General features: G+C 71.3%; 18 protein-coding genes. 17 read left to right on the plus strand and 1 reads right to left on the minus strand.

The window, feature by feature from the left end; translation table 11 throughout:
* The first annotated feature begins 21 nt into the window (after window positions 1-21).
* From ACZ63E_RS33635 to ACZ63E_RS33710, 16 genes are all read left to right on the plus strand, one after another.
* On the plus strand, window positions 22-747 hold the full coding sequence (locus ACZ63E_RS33635) for a lysostaphin resistance A-like protein (RefSeq protein WP_465310615.1): 726 nt from the start codon (window positions 22-24) through the stop codon (window positions 745-747).
* Between the two features lie 103 nt (window positions 748-850).
* Complete coding sequence (locus ACZ63E_RS33640; protein ID WP_465340243.1) at window positions 851-1648, plus strand: lysostaphin resistance A-like protein; 798 nt, start codon at window positions 851-853, stop codon at window positions 1646-1648.
* A gap of 171 nt (window positions 1649-1819) precedes the next feature.
* Window positions 1820-2263 carry a 30S ribosomal protein S16 gene (rpsP, locus tag ACZ63E_RS33645; protein ID WP_364626326.1) on the plus strand — a complete coding sequence of 148 codons (444 nt, stop codon included), beginning with the start codon at window positions 1820-1822 and terminating at the stop codon, window positions 2261-2263.
* Window positions 2260-2499, plus strand: coding sequence for an RNA-binding protein (locus tag ACZ63E_RS33650; RefSeq protein ID WP_003103110.1), 240 nt, complete (start codon window positions 2260-2262; stop codon window positions 2497-2499). The genes rpsP and ACZ63E_RS33650 overlap by 4 nt, the downstream gene beginning before the upstream one ends.
* A gap of 20 nt (window positions 2500-2519) precedes the next feature.
* The gene (gene rimM / locus ACZ63E_RS33655) at window positions 2520-3032 is read left to right on the plus strand and encodes a ribosome maturation factor RimM (RefSeq protein ID WP_465340244.1); all 513 of its coding nucleotides are present in this window, start codon (window positions 2520-2522) and stop codon (window positions 3030-3032) included.
* Complete coding sequence (locus tag ACZ63E_RS33660) at window positions 3029-3733, plus strand: hypothetical protein (RefSeq protein WP_465340246.1); 705 nt, start codon at window positions 3029-3031, stop codon at window positions 3731-3733. Before rimM ends, ACZ63E_RS33660 begins: the two co-directional genes overlap by 4 nt.
* 4 nt (window positions 3734-3737) lie before the next feature.
* Window positions 3738-4484 carry a tRNA (guanosine(37)-N1)-methyltransferase TrmD gene (gene trmD, locus ACZ63E_RS33665; protein WP_465340247.1) on the plus strand — a complete coding sequence of 249 codons (747 nt, stop codon included), beginning with the start codon at window positions 3738-3740 and terminating at the stop codon, window positions 4482-4484.
* 164 nt (window positions 4485-4648) lie between these two features.
* On the plus strand, window positions 4649-5017 hold the full coding sequence (gene rplS, locus ACZ63E_RS33670; RefSeq protein ID WP_257921235.1) for a 50S ribosomal protein L19: 369 nt from the start codon (window positions 4649-4651) through the stop codon (window positions 5015-5017).
* A gap of 31 nt (window positions 5018-5048) precedes the next feature.
* A complete protein-coding gene (gene lepB, locus ACZ63E_RS33675; RefSeq protein WP_465340249.1) occupies window positions 5049-5987 on the plus strand; it encodes a signal peptidase I in 939 nt (312 codons plus the stop codon).
* Window positions 5988-6078: 91 nt separating this feature from the next.
* The gene (locus tag ACZ63E_RS33680) at window positions 6079-6921 is read left to right on the plus strand and encodes a ribonuclease HII (protein ID WP_465340403.1); all 843 of its coding nucleotides are present in this window, start codon (window positions 6079-6081) and stop codon (window positions 6919-6921) included.
* On the plus strand, window positions 6918-7241 hold the full coding sequence (locus ACZ63E_RS33685) for a DUF2469 domain-containing protein (protein WP_003096226.1): 324 nt from the start codon (window positions 6918-6920) through the stop codon (window positions 7239-7241). The genes ACZ63E_RS33680 and ACZ63E_RS33685 overlap by 4 nt, the downstream gene beginning before the upstream one ends.
* A gap of 439 nt (window positions 7242-7680) precedes the next feature.
* Complete coding sequence (locus ACZ63E_RS33690) at window positions 7681-8058, plus strand: YraN family protein (RefSeq protein ID WP_465310743.1); 378 nt, start codon at window positions 7681-7683, stop codon at window positions 8056-8058.
* Window positions 8058-9569, plus strand: coding sequence for a YifB family Mg chelatase-like AAA ATPase (locus tag ACZ63E_RS33695; protein WP_465340250.1), 1512 nt, complete (start codon window positions 8058-8060; stop codon window positions 9567-9569). The genes ACZ63E_RS33690 and ACZ63E_RS33695 overlap by 1 nt, the downstream gene beginning before the upstream one ends.
* Window positions 9566-10705 (plus strand): DNA-processing protein DprA, encoded by a 1140-nt coding sequence (gene dprA, locus ACZ63E_RS33700; protein WP_465340251.1) that lies wholly within the window; start codon window positions 9566-9568, stop codon window positions 10703-10705. The genes ACZ63E_RS33695 and dprA overlap by 4 nt, the downstream gene beginning before the upstream one ends.
* Before the next feature lie 103 nt (window positions 10706-10808).
* A complete protein-coding gene (locus ACZ63E_RS33705; RefSeq protein WP_465340252.1) occupies window positions 10809-11789 on the plus strand; it encodes a tyrosine recombinase XerC in 981 nt (326 codons plus the stop codon).
* A gap of 109 nt (window positions 11790-11898) precedes the next feature.
* A complete protein-coding gene (locus tag ACZ63E_RS33710; protein WP_465340253.1) occupies window positions 11899-12747 on the plus strand; it encodes a FliA/WhiG family RNA polymerase sigma factor in 849 nt (282 codons plus the stop codon).
* Here ACZ63E_RS33710 and ACZ63E_RS33715 read toward each other — a convergent pair whose 3' ends face one another.
* Window positions 12748-13233, minus strand: coding sequence for a M23 family metallopeptidase (locus ACZ63E_RS33715; protein WP_465340254.1), 486 nt, complete (start codon window positions 13231-13233; stop codon window positions 12748-12750).
* Window positions 13234-13892: 659 nt separating this feature from the next.
* On the opposite strand from ACZ63E_RS33715, the gene rpsB reads away from it, so the two are divergent.
* Window positions 13893-14777, plus strand: coding sequence for a 30S ribosomal protein S2 (gene rpsB / locus ACZ63E_RS33720; RefSeq protein ID WP_465340255.1), 885 nt, complete (start codon window positions 13893-13895; stop codon window positions 14775-14777).
* The last annotated feature ends 116 nt before the right edge of the window (window positions 14778-14893 follow it).

Consider the following 14893-nt stretch of genomic DNA (forward strand, 5'->3'; position numbering starts at 1 on the left):
CGGCACTTTAGCGTTGGGTGCGTGACGGACGACGACGGCGCACGGCGCGTGCTGGGAGCGCACTGGTGTTTCGTGGCGTTCTTCGCGGGGATCGCCGGCTACTACCTGGTCAACCTCGTCATCGCCGCCGCGGTCAACCGCAACGTCGGTGAGTTCGACCCGCTGGAGCTGCGGGACATCGGCCCGCTGCTGCTCCTGGCGTTCGTGCCCAACCTCCTGCTCGGGCTCGGCCCGGCGGTGGGCTCGTGGCGCTGGGGCGGCGGCCTGCGCGCCGACTTCGGGCTCAAACCGACCTGGCGCGACGTCCGGATCGGCCTCGCCTGCGGGGTGCTCGCCCTGGTCGTCGGGTACGGGCTCAACCTGGTGCTGATCGCGATCTACGGCGCCGACGACGTCTCCGACAGCCCGCTGACCGACCTCGCCGACACCTTCGACGGCGACACGGTCTGGCTGGTGCTCGCCGCGGTGATCGTCATCGCCGGCGCGCCGATCACCGAAGAGCTGCTGGTCCGCGGCACGCTGTGGAACGCGCTGTCGTTCCACCGGATCCCGCCCTGGGTGGTCCTGGTGCTCACCGCGCTGGTGTTCGCGCAGCTGCACGGCGAGCCGACCCGCACGATCGCGCTCTTCGGCCAGGGCATCGCGATCGGCCTGGCCCGGCACCTGTCCGGCCGGGTGAGCGCCGGGGTGATCGCGCACGCGGCGAACAACCTGCCGCCCGCGGTCCTGCTGTTCGTCGCGCACTGAAACCGTTACGAAGATCGATGGACAGTAGTCGGACGGGCACTGTGTGATCACCCTCCGGCGGCTAGGCTCGGGCGGAGGAGCCGAGCGATCGCGGAGGGCAGGCGTGACCACTTCCCAGCCTCGGGACCCGGCTCCCGACGCGTTGCCCGAGCCCGAGGAGCCCGCGGCGACGGCCTTCCTGCCGCCCCTGCCGCGGCACCGGTGGGGGTTCGGGGCGTTCCTGCTCGTCGAAGTGGTCCTGCTGTCGTCCGCGGCGTTCGTGTCGGTGCTGGTCGGCGACACCGGGCCCGGCCCGCTGCCGATGCGCGTCGTGCTGCTCGGCACCATGCTGCCGACGATGATCGCGGCCGCCGTCGCCGTGCTGGTCACCTACGTCCGCGGCAACGGCCCGATCGTCGACCTGCGGCTCGAATGGCGCTGGTCCGACGTGAAGACCGGCTTCCGGTACGGCTGCGTCGGGCTCGTGTTCACCACCCTCGGCGCCTACCTCTGGACGCGGCTGGTCGGCGACGCCAACGCGACGTCGGCGATCAGCGCCCTGGTCGAGGACCGCAAGATGTCGGTGTCGGCGGCCGTGGTGATGTTCGTCTACCTCTGGCTGCTCGGCCCGATCTGCGAAGAGGTCATCTACCGCGGCCTGCTCTGGGGCGCCGCGGAACAGCTGCAGTGGCGCAGCGAGCGTTGGGCGGGCGCGGCTGCCTTCCTGCTGTCCACGGCGGTGTTCGCGGCCAGCCACCTGGAGCCGCTGCGGACGACGTTGCTGCTGGTCATCGCGGTGCCGATCGGCCTAGCCCGGCTAGTCACCGGACGGCTGCCCGCCAGCATCGTCGCGCACCAGGTCAACAACTTCCTCCCGGCGCTCACCATCCTGCTCGGCGCGCTCGGCGTGGCCTCTTTCTGAGCCTCTTTGGCCGGTCGCGGAGGCCGTCTGGCAGAATGGTGCACTGCCTGCTTCCGCCGGACCCTCTCACCGTGCGAAAGCTCCTGACCTTCGGGTGCCCGCGTCCGTGTCCCCACTCGGCCCGCGTGCGCCCAGCCCAGCACCAGAGAGATTCGAGGAGAACCCACACCCGTGGCCGTCAAGATCAAGCTGCAGCGCCTCGGCAAGATCCGTGCGCCGTACTACCGCATCATCGTCGCCGACGCGCGCACCCGCCGGGACGGCAAGGCCATCGAGACGATCGGCAAGTACCACCCGAAGGAAGAGCCGAGCCTCATCGAGGTCGTCTCCGAGCGCGCCCAGTACTGGCTGGGTGTCGGCGCGCTGCCGACCGAGCCGGTCCAGCGCCTGCTGGAGATCACCGGTGACTGGCAGAAGTTCAAGGGCCTGCCGGGCGCCGAGGGCACCCTGAAGGTGGCCGAGCCGAAGCCGTCCAAGCAGGACCTGTTCAACGCGGCGCTGGCCGCGGCCGGCGAGGAGCCCTCCACCGAGGCCACCACGCCGAAGAAGAAGTCCGCCCCGAAGAAGGCCGAGGCCGAGAAGGCCGAAGCCACCGAGGGTGAGAAGGCCGAGTGAGCTTTCTGGCTGACTCCCTCGAGCACCTGGTGCGCGGGATCGTCGACAACCCGGACGAGGTCCGGGTCGAGCTGCTGACCACTCGCCGTGGCCGGACGCTCGAGGTGCACGTGCACCCCGACGACCTGGGCAAGGTGATCGGCCGGGGTGGTCGCACCGCGACCGCCCTGCGCACCGTCATGGGCGGCATCGGTGGCCGCGGCGTCCGCGTGGACGTCGTCGACACCGACCGCTGAAGCCTGTTTCGGAAACGGTCATGGACGTCGTAGTCGGTCGCATCGCCAAGGCGCACGGAATCCGCGGGGAGCTCGCGGTGGACGTGCGCACGGACTCGCCGGACCAGCGGTTCCGGGTCGGTGCGGCCGTGACGACCAAGCTGCGTGACGGCAGCACAAGGGAACTCACCATCGCAGCCGCCCGCGAACACAGCGGGCGGCTGCTGGTGCGTTTCGAGGAGGTCCTGACCCGCGACGTCGCCGAGACGCTGCGGGGCGCGCTCCTCATCGCCGACACCGGCACGCTGCCCCCGACCGAGGACCCCGACGAGTTCTACGACCACGAGCTGGCCGGCCTGCGGGCCGAGCTGCTCGACGGGACGGTCGTCGGCAAGGTCGTCGAGATCGTCCACTCGCCCGCGGGTGAGCTGCTGGAGATCGACGTCGAGGGCCGCGAGGTGCTGGTGCCGTTCGTGCGCGCGATCGTCCCCACGGTGGACGTCGCGGGCGGCCGGGTCGTCCTCGACCCGCCGGAAGGCCTGCTCGACGCATGAGGCGCTGGACGGCCGTTCTCGCGGCACTGCTGCTCGCCTCGGTCTTCGCGCCCCCGGCCGAAGCCGCGGGCCCCACCTACGGCGACTTCTCGATGATGTTCCAGCGCAGCGCCGGCCAGTTCGCGCCGCCGGGCGAGAAGGCGTACCAGTGGGCCTGGTCGCCGCAGTCGGCCACCGAGTCGCAGATCTCCTGGGGTGACCCGGTCACCTGGCCGCCGTCCTACGCCGAGCACTTCGTCCACGACGGCGACTGGGTGCTGCTCGACGGCTGGCACGACAACGGCACCTACTACACCGAACGCGTGACCAACGAGTCGCTGTGCGAGGGCGGCGCCTGCACGCCGATCCCGTCGCACGGGGGACAGCAGCACTACGTCCGCTGGACCGTGCCGGCTTCGGACTACCAGCTGGTCGCCGACGGGGTTGTCACCGAGCAGAGCAGCGGCAAGAACTTCCGCTTCAAGCACGTCCAGACCTGGCACGCGCCCGCGCCGTGCAGCTCGGCCCGCTTCGGCGCCCGGACGTGCATCACGCAGAGCGAGTCCTGGTCGTCCGACCAGGGCCTGCCCGCCGGCTCGCCGTTGCGCGAGACGAAGCGCCGCGACATCCGGATCGCGCAGGGGCTCGGCATGGCCTTCACGATCGACCAGCAGGTCGAGTCCCCGTGGCACGCCGAAGCCACCGAATACTGGAACTGGTGACCGGGTGCGCATCGACGTCGTCACGATCTTTCCCGAGTACCTCGACCCGCTGCGCGCCGCGCTGCTGGGCCGGGCGATCGACCGCGGCCTGATCGAGGTCGGCGTGCACGACCTGCGCGACTGGACCCACGACGTGCACCGCGCGGTCGACGACGCGCCGTACGGCGGCGGCCCGGGCATGGTCATGAAGCCGCAGATCTGGGGCCCGGCGCTGGACGACGTCTGCGGAGACGGCGCGAGGCTCGTCGTGCCGACCCCGGCGGGCAGGCCGTTCACGCAGGAGCTGGCGCACGCCTACGCGGCGGAGAAGCACCTGGTGTTCGCCTGCGGCCGGTACGAGGGCATCGACCAGCGCGTCGTCGTCGACGCCGCCCGGCGGATGCCCGTCGACGAGGTGTCGATCGGCGACTACGTCCTGGTCGGCGGCGAGGCGGCGGTGCTGGTCATCGTCGAAGCCGTCGTCCGGCTGCTGCCGGGCGTGCTCGGCAACGCGCGCTCGGCCGCCGAAGACTCCTTCTCCGACGGCCTCCTCGAAGGCCCCAGCTACACCCGCCCGGAAGTGTGGCGCGACCTGGCCGTGCCGGACGTCCTGCGCTCCGGCAACCACGCGCTGATCGACCGCTGGCGGCGTGACCAGGCCCTGGAGCGCACCGCCCGGCGCCGCCCGGATCTCCTCGCCGCGCTGCCGGAAGGTAGTCTCGACAAGCACGATCGCGGGGTCCTGGAGGGCTTGGACCCCGAGCAGGCATAGGGCCGGTGCGTTCGCCCGAACCCCCGTCTGCGATACTTGACAGGTTGGCGTGAGTGGACCTCCTCGTTCACGAGCCCGCCATCAGCCCCCGGGTCGCCCGCAGTGTGACCGCTGCGCGCCCGGGACGTGTACGCAAGCCATACGAAGACGAGGACGGACCACCGATGAACACCCTGGACGCGCTGGACAAGCAGTCGCTGCGTTCCGACATCCCGGACTTCCGCCCGGGCGACACGCTCAAGGTGAGTGTCCGCGTCATCGAGGGCAACCGCGAGCGCAACCAGGTCTTCCAGGGCGTCGTGATCCGCCGTCAGGGCGGCGGCATCCGGGAGACCTTCACCGTCCGCAAGGTCTCCTTCGGCGTCGGCGTGGAGCGCACCTTCCCGGTGCACTCGCCGAACATCGCCGGGGTCGAGGTCCACAAGCGCGGTGACGTGCGGCGCGCGAAGCTGTACTACCTGCGCGACCTGCGCGGCAAGAAGGCCAAGATCAAGGAGCGCCGCGAGAACCGCGAGACGGCCTCGGCTAACTGAGTCACAACCCGGTTACCGGTAGCCTGACGACGTGGCCGAACCCGTGTCCCAGAACGCTCCTGAGGATGACCCCGATCGCTCCGAGGAGGACAAGCCCAGGCTGTCCCGCTCCGAGGAGCGCGGGGGATCCCGCCGGCGGCGAGCCAAACCCGCCAAGAAACGGTCGTTCTGGAAGGAACTGCCGATCCTGCTCGTGATCGCCCTGGTGCTCACGATCCTGATCCAGACATTCCTCGCGAAGGTCTTCATGATCCCCTCGGGGTCCATGGAGGCCACCCTGCACGGGTGTCCCGGCTGCACCGGCGACCGGATCCTGGTCGACCGCGTCACCTACGACTTCACCGAGCCCTCCCCGGGTGACGTGATTGTGTTCAAGGGCCCGCAGGCGTGGATCAACAACGAGATCGCGCCGCAGGAGTCGAGCAACATCGTCGTCCAGGGCCTGCGCGGGCTCGGCTCGCTGGTCGGGTTCGCCCCGCCGGACGAGCGTGACTTCGTGAAGCGGGTCATCGCCGTCGGCGGCCAGACCGTCCAGTGCTGCGACCCGCAGGGCCGGATGATCGTGGACGGCAAGGCGCTCGACGAGCCGTACATCCACTGGGAAGATCCGTCGAACCAGGAGCAGAAGACCTTCGAGCCGGTCAAGGTGCCGGTCGGCACGGTCTGGGTCCAGGGCGACAACCGCAACAACTCCGACGACTCCCGGTTCCAGGGCGGCGGCGGCGTGAACGGCGCGGTCCCCGTGGACAACATCATCGGCAAGGCGCGGATCATCGTCCTGCCGCCGGGCCGGTGGGGCGGCATCACCGACCACAACCCGCAGGAGTCGGCTCAGCCGGTCGCGCTCGGCGCGCCGGCGTGGCAGAGCGGTCTCCCGCTCGGCGCCGGGATCGCGGCGGCCTGGCCGGTGCTGTTCTTCGGGCGCAAGCTCAAGTCCGGACTGAGCCGGGCGGCCGGGCGGAAACGCTAGCCACCCCGATCCGTGTCGGCAGACGGGTGATCCAGCCTTGACTCTTCCCGTTCCCCTCATCGCGGCCGAGCCCATCCGGCCGCCGCGGGCCGTGGTGCGCGGCGACCTCTTCTGGGGGCTGCAGGGCGCGCTCGACCGCCGTGGCCTCGGCCCGGTCGCCGGTGTCGACGAAGCCGGCGCCGGGGCGTGCGCGGGGCCGCTGGTGGTCGCGGCCTGCGTGCTCAAGCAGGGTGACGCGGCGAGGCTCACCGAGCTGACGGACTCCAAGCTGATGACGGCGAAGGCGCGGGACCGGGTCTACGACCTGGTCCTCGCCCGAGCAGTCGACTATTCGGTGATCGTCATCCCGACGGCGGAGGTCGACCGCTACGGCATCCGGGTGATGAACCTGGAGGGCATGCGCCGCGCCGCGGCGGCCCTGCGGGTGTCTCCGGGCTACGTCCTCACCGACGGGTTCCGGGTCCCGGGCCTGACCGCGCCGAACACGGCGGTGATCAAGGGCGACCGCTCGGTGGCCTGCATCGCGGCGGCGTCGGTGCTGGCGAAGGTGACGCGGGACCGCATCATGGCGGGCTACCACGACGACCTTCCGCACTACGGTTTCGACGTGCACAAGGGATACAGCACGTCCGAGCACCTGGCGGCGCTGCACGAACACGGGCCGAGCGACGTCCACCGCTGGTCGTACACGAACGTCGCGACGGCGGCCATCAAGCACGGCGTGCGCCCCGCGCGGCCGGTCCTGCTGACCTACGCGGCGCTGGAGAAGGCGATGGAGCCGGGGTCTACCGCGGGCCTCGCCGCGGTCCTCGACGAAGCACTCGAGCCACAACTCACCCTGCCGTTGCATGCCCCGGCCGCGGGTGTGGGTCACAATGAACGCTCCGCCGGCGGAGCAGCAGCACGATCCCGAGGAGGGGCGCGGATTTCATGAGCGCAGAGGATCTCGAGAAGTACGAGACCGAGATGGAGCTCTCGCTGTACCGCGAGTACCGCGACATAGTGGGTCAGTTCTCGTACGTGGTGGAGACCGAGCGGCGGTTCTACCTGGCCAACGCGGTGGACGTCCAGGTCCGCGACGGCGGCGGCGAGGTGTACTTCGAGGTCCGCATGTCCGACGCGTGGGTCTGGGACATGTACCGCCCGGCCCGCTTCGTCAAGCACGTCCGGGTCATCACGTTCAAGGACGTCAACGTGGAGGAGCTGGACAAGCCGGACCTCCGCCTGCCCGAGGACGGCCCGTTCTCAGGCTGACCCCCCGTTCCACGACCCGCGCCGGCTCATCCCACGATGAGCCGGCGCGTTTCGTTCCCGCCCCCGTGTCGACCCTCCGACCACGCGAGTTGACCCTCCAATCACGTGAGTTGACCCTCTAATCACGCGTGTCGCCCCTTCAGTCACGCGTGTCGGCCGTTCCGCCTCGACAGTCGACGTCCCGGCGCGTGCGCCCGGCGCTCCTGCCCGCGTGAGCCGCCGTCTCGCCTGCTCTGCCCGGCCGGTGTCGCAGTAGCACACTGGACCGACATTTCGCCGGTCCGACCGCCATCCCGTGGATCAGTTGTCCACATACCCCCGGTTGTCCACAGTCCGGCGATCCGGGTCTGGCCAGCCCACCCCGAGCCCTGGCACCGTCGAACGCGCACACACCGTGACCGCCGGGACCGTCCCGGTGACCGACGAGGGGGCCACCACGATGACGGGCACCGACCAGCTCGCAGCACACCGCCGCAACCTGGGCGCCTGGGGTGAGGACGTCGCCGCCCGGCACCTGCAGGACCGCGGCCTGGTGCTGCTCGACCGCAACTGGCGCTGCCGCGAAGGCGAGCTGGACCTCGTTCTCACCGACCGCGCCCGCGTGATCTTCTGCGAGGTCAAGACCCGCACCGGCATCGAGTTCGGCCTCCCGTCCGAAACGGTCACCGAAGAGAAGGCCGGCCGAGTCCGCCGCGCCGCCCAACGCTGGCTACGCGAGTTCCGCATCGGCTGGTGCCCGATCCGCTACGACGTCGTCACGATCCTCGCCGAAGCCGGCACGAGCCCCCGCATCCAGCACATCGAGGCGGCGTTCTGATGCCCATCGCCAAAGCCTGGTCGGCAGCGCTTCTCGGGATCGACGGCCGCGTCATCGAAATCGAAGCCGACCTCGGTGGCGGGCTGAGTCGGATCACGCTCGTCGGGCTTCCGGACGCGGGGTTGCGCGAGGCGAAGGACCGCGTCCGATCCGCCATCCGCAACTCCGGCCAGCCCTGGCCCGACGGCAAAGTGACGCTCGGCCTCTCGCCGGCGAACCTGCCGAAGGTCGGTTCGGCCTACGACCTGGGCATCGCAGCCGCCATCCTCGCGGCGACGGGCGCTGTCCCGGCGACGCGACTGCTCGGCACTGTGCTGCTTGGCGAGCTCGCTTTGGACGGACGGATTCGCGCGGTCCGCGGCATCCTCCCGGGCCTGCTGGCAGCGCGCGCCGCCGGGTACGGAAGGGCGGTCGTGCCCGAGGATTCCCTGGTCGAGGCCGCTCTGGTGGACGGCATCGATGTCGTGGGAGCACCTCATTTGCGTGACCTGGTGGCCTGGTTGAAGAGTGAGGCCGACCTGGCGTGCCCGGAGCCGCCTGCCCCGGCGGTGGTACCGGACATCCCCGACTTGGCCGACGTGGTCGGCCAGCCGGAGGCGCGCTGGGCCATCGAGGTGGCGGCCGCGGGCGGCCACCACCTCCTGCTCACCGGCCCACCAGGCGTGGGCAAGACGATGCTGGCGAAGCGGCTGCCCGGCCTCCTCCCGCGGTTGTCGTCCGAGGAGTCCCTGGAAGTCACGGCGGTGCACTCGGTCGACGGCTCGCTGTCGAAAGCCTCCCCGCTCGTCACCGTGCCCCCGTTCGTCGCGCCGCACCATTCGATCTCCATCGCGGCGCTGATCGGGGGTGGCAGCGGAATCGCGAAGCCCGGCGCGATCAGCCGTGCCCACCGCGGTGTGCTGTTCCTCGACGAGGTCTGTGAGTTCGGTGGTCAATGCCTCGAATCACTGCGGACGGTGCTCGAGGAGGGCGAGGCGCGCATCGCACGGGTAAGAGGCTCGATCACGTACCCCGCACGGTTCCAGCTCGTGCTGGCGACCAACCCGTGCGCGTGCGCGCCACCGAAGGACGCCGATTGTGTGTGCTCGCCAACGGCTCGGCGGCGGTACCTCGGCCGGCTGTCCGGGCCGCTGCTCGACCGCGTCGATCTGCGGGTTCGCCTACGGCCCCTGAGCGCGATGAGTGCGCACGACACCGGAACGGCAGAGTCATCGGAAACCGTCCGCGGCAGAGTGCTCGAAGCCCGTGAACGTGCGGCGCTGCGGTGGCGCGAATACGGCTGGCGGTCGAACTCGGAGGTACCGGGACCGGCCTTGCGGCGAAAGTTCACCCTCCCGGCCGACGCGACAGTCCTGCTGGACCGAGCGATGAACCGCGGCGCCTTGAGCGGCCGAGGCGCCGACCGCTGCCTCCGCATCGCCTGGACCTTGGCCGACCTGGACGGCGAGCCCCGCCCCGGCGCAGAACAGGTCGGCTCGGCTCTGGCCTTCCGCGAACGGGTGGCCGCATGAGCGTCGACGAGCTGCGCCGAGCTCGGGCCTATCTGCTGCGGGTGGCCGAACCGCCCGCGCCGGCGCTCGTCGCCTTCGTGGCGCAGCATGGGCCGGTGAAAGCCGCCGGTCTGGTGCGCGCCGGCGACTGCCCGCCCGAGGTCCTGAAAGTGACCGAGGCGCGCCGAGGCTACGACTTCGTCGAGCAGGACTTCGCGCGGGCCGCGGCTGCCGGTGCGCGGCTGGTCGTGCCCGAGGACGACGAGTGGCCGGGGTGGCCGCTGCTCGCCCTCGACCTCGCCGCTCGGCGTGGGGTGGCCGAGGCCGTTCCGCCGCTGGCTCTGTGGGTTGCCGGTGACGTTGCGCTCGGGACCGCCGCCGATCGGGCCGTGGCGGTCGTCGGGGCTCGCGCGGCGACCGATTACGGCGAGCACTACGCCGCCGAGATGGCCTACGGGCTGGCCGCTCGGAGCGTGCCCGTCTTCTCCGGTGCGGCCTACGGCATCGACGGCGCGGCGCACCGCGGCGCCCTTGCCGCCGACGGGGTCACCGTCGCCGTGCTCGGGTGCGCCGTCGACGGCGGCTACCCAGCCGGGCATGTCGCGCTGCTGAACAAGATCGTCCGCAACGGCGGCGCGATCGTCAGCGAGTATCCGCCCGGCACGCCGCCGGCGCGTCACCGCTTCCTCGTCCGGAACCGGCTCATCGCCGCGCTCACCGAAGGCACCTTGGTCGTCGAGGCGGGGCGGCGCAGCGGCGCCCGGAACACCGCGAGCACTGCCGGCGCGCTCGGCAAGGTCGTGATGGCCGTGCCGGGCCCGGTCTCGTCCGCGATGTCCGTCGGCTGCCACGAGCTGATCCGCGACGCCCGCGCGACACTCGTTTCCACCGTCGACCAGGTCCTCGAGACCGTGGGCCGCTTCGGCATCGCCGAGGACACCTCGGCCCGGCCGAAACGGCCGACCGACCGGCTCGGCCCCGACGCGTTGCGGGCTTACGAGGCACTCGCCGTGCGCGCGGACCGGTCCGATGCCGAGATCGCGGCCGAATCCGGCCTCCCGCTGCGGACAATCCGCTCCTTGCTGCCGGCACTGGAGATCGACGGATTCGCCGTCCGCGGGGAAGCGGGCTGGCGACGGCGAAGGGAAAGCGCGTGAACGCGACGGATTCCTCGCGAAATCGTCGAAAGTGTTCGGCCGGTCCGGTGGGCCCGCGTGGCGATCCTTGACCGGGGGCGGTTGTTCGCGCAGCGTGACATCCATGCCGCCACCACGCTCCGGCCGGGCCCGCCGTCCGGACCTGCGCGCGCTCCGGGCCGCGCTGCCCGAGCCGGTCCAGGCCGTCGTCACCGGCTACGAACGGCACCTCGGGCTCGAGCGCGGCCTGTCTGCGCACACCGTCCGGGCGTATATCGGCGACGCGGTTTCGCTGCTGGCGGACGTCGTGGACAGCGGTGGCGCGCTCGCGGACCTGGATCTCGCCCGGCTGCGGTCGTGGCTCGCCGCGCAGCAGTCCGGCGGAGCGAGCCGCACGACGCTCGCTCGACGGGCGGCTTCCGCCCGGACGTTCACCGCCTGGGCGCACCGCACCGGGGTCCTCGGCACCGACCCGGGGGGCCGGCTGGCCGCGCCGCGGGCACACCGCACCCTGCCCGGGGTGCTGCGCGCCGGACAGGCCGGAGAGGTTATGCAGGCGTCGGCAGTGGGCGCCGCCGAGCGGGATCCGGTGGCGCTGCGTGACCGCGCGATCGTCGAGCTGCTGTACGCGACCGGCATCCGCGTGTCCGAGTTGTGCGGGCTGGACGTCGGCGAGGCCGATTTCTCCCGTCGTGTCGTGACGGTGCTCGGCAAGGGCGGCAAGGAACGGGTCGTCCCGTTCGGGGTGCCGGCGGGAGAAGCGCTGACGGACTGGATCGAGGAGGGACGTCCGAAGATCGTCGCGGAAATCGCCGGTGAAAGCGTCGAACCCGCGCTTTTCCTTGGTGTCCGGGGCAAACGCGTCGACCCGCGGGCGGTGCGGCGGGTGGTGCACGACGCCGTCACGGCGGTGCCCGGAGCGACCGACATGGGGCCCCACGGCCTGCGTCATTCGGCGGCGACACATCTGCTGGAAGGGGGCGCCGATCTCAGGAGCGTTCAGGAACTGCTTGGTCACGCTACGCTTGCCACGACGCAGCTCTACACTCATGTGACCGTCGACCGGTTGAAAGCGATCCATGACCGAGCGCACCCCAGGGCCTGAGGCGGCCCAGGGAGCCTCGCCGGGGTCGTCACCAGCGGGCCCGGCGGCGCACGCGCATCCGCACGAGCACGGAGACGACACTGAGCCGCATGCCGAGAACGACTGTGCAATGACCGCAGGACCGCACGTGACCGATGCCACCGGGGTGAACACCCGCGGTGACGTTGCCGCGCCCGAGGAAGCCCGGGCCGGCTACGAGGTCGACGCCGGGATCGCGGCGCTGTGGCGGCAGTTCGCCGACAGCCCGGACCAGGCGTCGCGCGATCGGCTCGTGCTGCACTACGCCCCGCTGGTCAAGTACGTCGCGGGCCGGGTCGGCACCGGCCTGCCGACCCACGTCGACGTGGGCGACCTCGTGCAGTCCGGCATCTTCGGGCTCGTCGACGCGATCGAGAAGTTCGACCCCGAGCGCGGCCTGCGCTTCGAGACCTACGCGATGCAGCGCATCCGCGGCGCGATCCTCGACGACCTCCGTTCGCAGGACTGGGTGCCGCGCGCGGTCCGCAGCAAGGCCAAGGAGGCCGAGCGCGCGCTGGAACGCCTCGGCGCCCGCCTGCACCGCACGCCGACCGACGCGGAGCTCGCCGCCGAGCTCGGCATCGGCCTCGACGACCTGCGCGACTTCTACGGCCAGCTGCAGCTCACCAGCGTCGTCGCGCTGGAAGACCTGGTCGCCGCGGGCAAGGACAGCGGCTCGCTGGTCGACACGCTGCCCGACGACGACGCCGTCGACCCGGTCGCGGTGCTCGTCGACCAGGACAACCGCCGCCAGCTCGCGCAGGCCATCGCGCAGCTGACCGAGCGCGACAAGATCGTGGTCAGCCTCTACTACTTCGAGAGCCTGACCCTCGCCGAGATCGGCAAGGTCCTCGGCGTCACCGAGTCGCGGGTCAGCCAGCTGCACACGCGGGCCGTCATGCGGCTGCGCGCCAAGCTGGTCGAGCAGACCGGCGCCTGATCAGGGACCACCTCCCCACGGCTTGAGCCGGTATTCGCCGACCTCGCCGGTCAGGGCGAGGGGATCGACGTATTCGTCGCCGCGTCTGACGCCCCAGTGCAGGCAGGCCGCGACCAGGCAGCCGGGGTGCCCGGCGAGGACGGTGCCGAGCACCTGGCCCCGGTAGACCTGCTCGCCGACGGCCACCTTCGCCGCGACGGGCTCGTAGGTGGTGCGCAGCCCGCCGTCGTGGTCGACGGACATCACGGGCCGCCCGGCCACCAGCCCGGCGAACACGACGACGCCCGCATCCGCCGCCAGCACCTCCTGACCGGGCACGGCGGCCAGGTCGACCCCGCGGTGCCCGGCGCTGTAGGGGGTTTCGGGTGCGTCGAAGTACTTGGTGACCACCGGAACGGGTGACAACGGCCAGGAGAGCCGCGACTGCCACGCGGTATGTGCGCTACCTGCCAGGGAGACCGCTGCCGTGGCCGGCCAGGGCTCCACCGGTGCAGCTAGCCGAGACGCGTCCGCGGCAGGCCATGACTCTGCCGCCGCGGGTGGCGCCGACCCGGCGGCCCACACCTCCGCCGCAGGCGGCGACGGCCCAACGCCAGCACCCGAGACCCCAGCCATCCCCAACCCACCCGACACCGGCACTCCCACTCCCACCCCACCCGACCAACCCGCCGCCGAGCCCGTCGAAGCCACACCTCCAAACCCCAAAAACACCCCCACGACCAGGGAAACCCCAACCACGACCCACCTCGACACCCACCGCCGGAACCCGCTGATCAACTCCATGCCACCAGCCTGCGGCACCAACGCCCACCCCGGGACCGCGCCGGCGAATCTGTGGATAACTCGAGGCGATGTGGACAACTGCCGGGCTCTGCGGCCGCCGGTGGGGGAGGGGCTGGTGGCAGGGGGTAGAATCTTCTCCGCGGTCCGCGTGAGCGGGCTGACTTCGCGTGCACGTGCGCGTTCCCCCGGCTTCGCACCACTCAGCCGGGCGAGTCGCACGGTGTCCGGCGGTCCCTGAAGTCCTTGCTCCAGGGTCCGGGCACCGGCACGGGCACCAGGGCGAACGGCCACCCGGCCGCGAGCGACAAAACCGAGCAGCGCGCCCCTGAGCGCGCACGACACAGAAGAGGTTGATTCCGGCAATGGCCGTCGTCACCATGAAGCAGCTGCTCGACAGCGGCGTGCACTTCGGGCACCAGACCCGTCGGTGGAACCCGAAGATGAAGCGCTACATCTTCACCGAGCGCAACGGCATCTACATCATCGACCTGCAGCAGACGCTGACCTACATCGACCGCGCCTTCGAGTTCATCAAGGAAACCGTCGCGCACGGTGGCACGATCATGTTCGTCGGCACCAAGAAGCAGGCGCAGGAAGCCATCGCCAACGAGGCCGCGCGCGTGGGCATGCCCTACGTCAACCAGCGCTGGCTCGGCGGCATGCTGACCAACTTCCAGACCGTCCACAAGCGCCTCCTCCGCCTCAAGGAGCTCGAGTCGCAGGAGCAGACCGGCGGCTTCGCCGGCCTCACCAAGCGCGAGATCCTGACGCTGACCCGCGAGAAGGACAAGCTCGAGAAGACCCTCGGCGGTATCCGCGACATGGCGAAGGTGCCGAGCGCGGTGTGGATCGTCGACACGAAGAAGGAGCACATCGCCGTCGGCGAGGCTCGGAAGCTGAACATCCCGGTCGTCGCGATCCTGGACACCAACTGCGACCCGGACGAGGTCGACTACCCGATCCCGGGCAACGACGACGCCATCCGGTCGGCCGCGCTGCTGACCAAGGTCGTCGCCGAGGCCGCGGCCGCCGGCCTGATGCAGCGTTCGAGCCGCAACGGCGCTTCGGCCGACACCAAGCCGGAGCCGGGTGTTGCCACCGACGAGCCGCTGGCCGAGTGGGAGAAGGAGCTGCTCGCCGGCTCCGAGACCGCCGCCGCCGACGCGACCGAGGCGGCCGCGGCCGTCGAGGCGCCCGTCGAGACGCCGGCGGAGGCCCCCGCCGAGCAGGCGACCGCCTCCTCCTGATGTTCCGCCGCCCGTGGGGGGGGGGGGGGGGGGGGGGGGGGGGGGGGGGGGAGGGGGGGGGGAGGGGGGGGGGGGGGGGGGGGGGAGGGGGGAGGGGGGTGGGGGGGGTGGGTGTT

It is taken from the genome of Amycolatopsis sp. NPDC104819, from assembly GCF_055583145.1.